At 45.3% G+C, this 4,691-nt stretch carries 4 protein-coding genes; all 4 read left to right on the forward strand.

The features are described 5' to 3' along the window. Positions 1-118 precede the first annotated feature (118 nt). The 4 genes from LC574_RS27290 to LC574_RS27305 all read left to right on the forward strand — a co-directional run bounded on the left by LC574_RS27290 (position 119) and on the right by LC574_RS27305 (position 4,581). Complete coding sequence (locus tag LC574_RS27290; protein ID WP_229456793.1) at positions 119-577, forward strand: DUF1392 domain-containing protein; 459 nt, start codon at positions 119-121, stop codon at positions 575-577. Positions 578-635: 58 nt separating this feature from the next. Beyond that, a complete protein-coding gene (locus LC574_RS27295) occupies positions 636-1,358 on the forward strand; it encodes a KilA-N domain-containing protein (protein WP_229456794.1) in 723 nt (240 codons plus the stop codon). 43 nt (positions 1,359-1,401) lie between these two features. After that, positions 1,402-2,001 (forward strand): alpha-ketoglutarate-dependent dioxygenase AlkB, encoded by a 600-nt coding sequence (locus tag LC574_RS27300; RefSeq protein WP_229456795.1) that lies wholly within the window; start codon positions 1,402-1,404, stop codon positions 1,999-2,001. A gap of 120 nt (positions 2,002-2,121) precedes the next feature. Next, the gene (locus LC574_RS27305) at positions 2,122-4,581 is read left to right on the forward strand and encodes a plasmid replication protein, CyRepA1 family (protein ID WP_229456796.1); all 2,460 of its coding nucleotides are present in this window, start codon (positions 2,122-2,124) and stop codon (positions 4,579-4,581) included. Positions 4,582-4,691: the final 110 nt, after the last annotated feature.

Consider the following 4,691-nt stretch of genomic DNA (forward strand, 5'->3'; position numbering starts at 1 on the left):
ATCACCAAATCAGAAGCAAAGACTTAAAACGATTTCTTCAAAACCCACCCCAACGTATTAAGAATCGCATTGCTGCGATTGATAAAGATGCTATCGAATATTTAGTGGGGAAACTCGTATGATTGACTACATTAACGCGCTGACAACAAACTGGTATCTCTCTCCACCTTGGAATCAAACAATTCCACCTGTTGCAGTTAATTTACTTGAAAGAGTATACCTCAGAACTACGAGGAGATTTGGTTACTGCTGCGGTATTCAGTGGAAACATGAAACTTGGTTTTATACAGTTGATTGCGGTAAAGAAATCCTTCACGCTACACAAAATCAAATCATCGGGACTGGAGGGTTAGAAGCCATCACTGTGCAAAAACCTGCTTTTGTTCTGGGCGAAAGAGTGATGCTCTGTTCTCACGATAAAGGAACAAAACAACGGCTGATTTTGGGGATTGGGCTGGTGAATAACTCTTGGTTTTACCTTGTTGAATTGATGTCGCCAACCTTAACTCAATCACGGACTATATCTAATCATTTTTCACTGGTTGGTGAAAAAAGCTTGGTGCGGGTAAATGCTTGAGTTTCTTAGATTGCAATTCCTCGAATTCACTGTTTGAACAATAGCCAGGAAGTTAATTATGTTGATACACAAATGGCGTGACTCAGATATTAACCAAATGCCAGAAGTTGGGCAACTAGGCAAATACAGCATACCCAAGGGCTACGTGAATGCAACTCAGATGTGCCATGCAAATAATAAGTCTTGGGGGCATTACAAAGAAAGGAAGTCCACAAAAGCTTACTGGACGGCACTTTCAAACGACATCGGAATTCCGATATCGTCTCTTGTAATCGAAGTTGATGGCTATGGTAGTTCTCAAGGTACTTGGATTCATCCAGAAATCGCAATTGATTTAGCTCAGTGGGTTTCTGTCGAGTTCCGCATTTGGGCTAACAGAACCTTAATGAAAGTGATGATGAATCAAGAGCCTGTACAACAGCAGTCAATGACTCAAGTACAGTTACTTGCTGCTCTAGCACAACAACTGGCAGAGCAAGAACAGCATTTACTCCAACAACAACAGCAACAGACTGAATTTTTACATCGGCTTAAAGCGGTTGAAGTTGAGCAAGACAGAGTGAATACACCATGCGGTCACAAATATAGTGTTGTTGGATTCGCCAATCTTCAAGGTTTAGAAATCTCGGTTAAAGAAGCGGGTACTAAAGGTCGAAAAGCCAGTGCATTGTACCGAAAACAGGGAATAGAAATAGAACGCATTCATGATCCACGTTTTGGAAAAGTTGGTTTATATCCAGAAAGCGTGTTGATTGAGGTTTTCTCTACAGGTCAAAACTAACAGCAACTCCTTCAGTACACATTCTTTAGCTGGAGAAAACACCATGCAACAACTTAGTTTATTCACTGAATCAACCCCAGTTTTACCAGTAACCTATTACCCCGATTTCTTAGGAATTGAACAAGCAAATGAACTCTACCAACACTGCTTGAAACTGGAATGGCAGCAAAATCAAATCAGGATAGCGGGTAAAACAATGCCCGTCCCCCGCCTTGAATGCATTTATGGGGACTACGGATGTGATTACCTTTACTCTAACAGCGTGTTTTTGAAACCCCTGACTTGGACAGATACTCTGTCTAAGTTACGAGATAGAATCACCGCTTTGACTGGTTACAAGTTTCGCATAGTTATCGGCAATCAATACCGCAGTGGCCAGGACAGCATCGGTTGGCACGCTGACAACGAACCATCGATGGGATTTAACCCTGTGATTGCATCAGTCAGCTTGGGGTCATGTCGCAAATTCCAGATCAAACAGAGAGATGGCAAACCCACTGACTTCTGGCTGGAACACGGCAGCTTGCTTGTGATGCACCCTGGCTGTCAGTCCACACATCTGCACCAAATTCCGAAAACCAACAAAGTCGTTAGCACGCGAATTAATTTGACCTTTCGACCACACACGGGAGGCAAGAGATAACGCTGTAGCTGGCTGTTGAGGATTTCATAGCCAGTACAAGCTCTCCACTTCAAGTTTAACCAGCGGCATGGGTGCAATGCCGCTCCATTTCCATGCGTCAAAAAATAGAGGAAATACATCATGCTTCGTATAAATGAAACCGATTCTCAAGCTCTACACTTACAAGAATGGCTCAACAGTGGAGTTGACAAAGAAATCATTGCCCTGAATGTGCGATCGCTCTACGGCACAACACCTTACGAATATCTGCTCTATAGTCCCAAAATCTCCCGTCGCAATGATGGGCGCTTACGAGACAGAGACTTGAAAAAATACCAGCACATAGAACTCGGTGGCTGGTGGTGCAGTGGCGTTGACCCGCTCAACAACTACGTCCTGATGATGTGGGGCTGTTTCAAACCCGACCACCCCAGACGCGACCGCCAAAAAATCCACAAGTTCATCAAATACGAACACCCATACAGAGAAGAGACACGCACTTTTTTCCTCTTAGTACCGAATCGCATCTGGGTAAAAGTATCCCTACGTTGCGGCATCCCTATCACCGAAGAAGACCTACAGCACCCTGGCGGCTTCTGGCACTGGGTTTGGCGGCACAACGTACCAGTTACAATTGTAGAAGGTGTCAAGAAAGCAGGGGCGTTATTGACTGCTGGCTATGCTGCGATCGCAATTCCTGGCGTTAACGCCGGATACCGCACACCTACTGATGAATACGGTACTGCCATCGGTAAGCCATCCCTCATCCCCGACTTGAAACATTTTGCAACAGAAGGCAGACAGGTCAATATTTGCTTTGACCAGGATAACAAGCCAGAGACAGTCCAGCGAGTCAGAACCGCTATCAGTCGTATGGGACGGTTGCTGGTAAATGAGGGTTGTTCGCTGCGAGTGATTGATTTACCATTTGGACAAGAGAAAGGGGTTGATGATTTTATCGTTGCCAAGGGTCGAGAAGCTTTTGATGCGCTCTACAACACTGCTGTTGCACTGGAGTTATGGGAGATTAAGCTGTTCACTCTGCTGACTTACCCGCCGTCAATCGCACTCAACCAAAGATTCCTCGGACAGCTTCTCGTCCCCGAAGGCGAAAAACTAATTATTCTCAAAGCTCCCAAAGGCACTGGTAAAACCGAATGGCTGGCAACTGAGGTGGCGAAAGCACACGACCAAGAGAGACGGGTATTAATCATCACCCACCGTATTCAATTAGGGGAGGCATTGTGCAATCGCTTCGGTGTTAACTATGTTACCGAAGTTCACACTTCCGAAACAGGCACATTACTAGGATATGGGGTGTGTGTTGATTCGCTACATCAAGAGAGCCAAGCCCGTTTTAATCCCAATGACTGGGCAAATGATGTCATAATTATTGATGAATGTGACCAAGTATTCTGGCATTTGCTCAACTCTGGTACTGAAGTGCAAAAACGTCGGGTATCCGTTCTCAAAAACCTCAAACAACTGGTACAGAATGTTTTAGGCAGCAGTCAGGGAAAGATTTATCTATCAAGCGCTGATGTATCCGACACAGATGTAAAGTATGTTTTATCACTCGCTGGGGAATATCGAGTTAACCCGTTTGTAATCGTCAACAACTATCGACACGTAGCCGGAAACTGTTACAACTATTCTGGCAGTAACCCGAAGAATCTCATCGCTGCACTCGACAAAGCGATTTCTAAAGGGGGGCATCATTTACTATGCTGCTCTGCTCAGAAAGCAAAGTCCAAATGGGGAACCCAGGCACTTGAGGAACGGTTTCGCTGCAAATTTCCACACCTACGGATTCTGCGAATAGACAGCGAATCTGTTGCTGATCCATCTCATGCGGCTTTCGGCTGTATCGCTCACCTGAACGAAATTCTCACCCAGTATGATTTGGTTATCGCTTCTCCAAGTTTAGAAACTGGCGTATCCATCGACATTCGAGGACATTTCAGTGCTGTTTGGGGAATATTTCAGGGAGTGCAGCCGGTTAACTCCGTGCGTCAGATGTTGGCAAGGGTTAGGGAGACAGTTGACCGTCATATCTGGATCAGAGAATGGGGGATGTTGGTTGTGGGGAATGGCTCTACATCCATAGGAGGATTGTTGAGAAGTCAACACGTTGCAACACAAGCGAACATTGCGCTGTTGTCGGCGGCGGACAATGACGATTTGAGCTATGTTGACCAGAACTTCCAGCCAGATTCATTGCAGACTTGGGGTAAGCGTGGTTCTGTAATCAACGTAGAAATGCGGCGTTATCGAGAGTCTGTGCTTGCGGGTTTGGTCGAAGATGGGTACACCGTTATTGATGCAGCCGATGTTGATGATGAGGAGAGTGGGGCAGTAATCGAGTCGGTTAAGGCGGCAAGTGAGGAATTGTATGCTGCGGAGTGTAAAGCGATCGCTAATTCTGATGAACTCTCTGGGGCTGAACTCAAAAAGCTGCAAGACAAAAGAGCGAAAACCAAAACCGAACGACATCAGCAGCGCTTGGCTGAATTATCCCGTCGCTATGAAATTGAAGTTACGCCTGATTTGGTCGAGAAAGATGACGATGGGTGGGTGCGACATGCAATACTTTTCGGTTAAGAATTAAGCAGTATTAATAATGGAAAAATTAAGTGGTGGATGTTGAGTAGCAGTGCCACGATGAATAGGCTTCTTGGATGGAAACTTAGAGCGAGTTTTTTTGACTAGTC

The organism is Nostoc sp. CHAB 5715, assembly GCF_020829685.1.
GTDB lineage: Bacteria > Cyanobacteriota > Cyanobacteriia > Cyanobacteriales > Nostocaceae > Nostoc.

Excerpts from the sequence above, each read along its gene's own strand:
- LC574_RS27305 (WP_229456796.1), top strand. The coding sequence starts at position 2,122 with ATGCTTCGTATAAATGAAACCGATTCTCAAGCTCTACACTTACAAGAA.
- LC574_RS27290 (WP_229456793.1), top strand. The coding sequence starts at position 119 with ATGATTGACTACATTAACGCGCTGACAACAAACTGGTATCTCTCTCCA.
- LC574_RS27295 (WP_229456794.1), top strand. The coding sequence starts at position 636 with ATGTTGATACACAAATGGCGTGACTCAGATATTAACCAAATGCCAGAA.
- LC574_RS27300 (WP_229456795.1), top strand. The coding sequence starts at position 1,402 with ATGCAACAACTTAGTTTATTCACTGAATCAACCCCAGTTTTACCAGTA.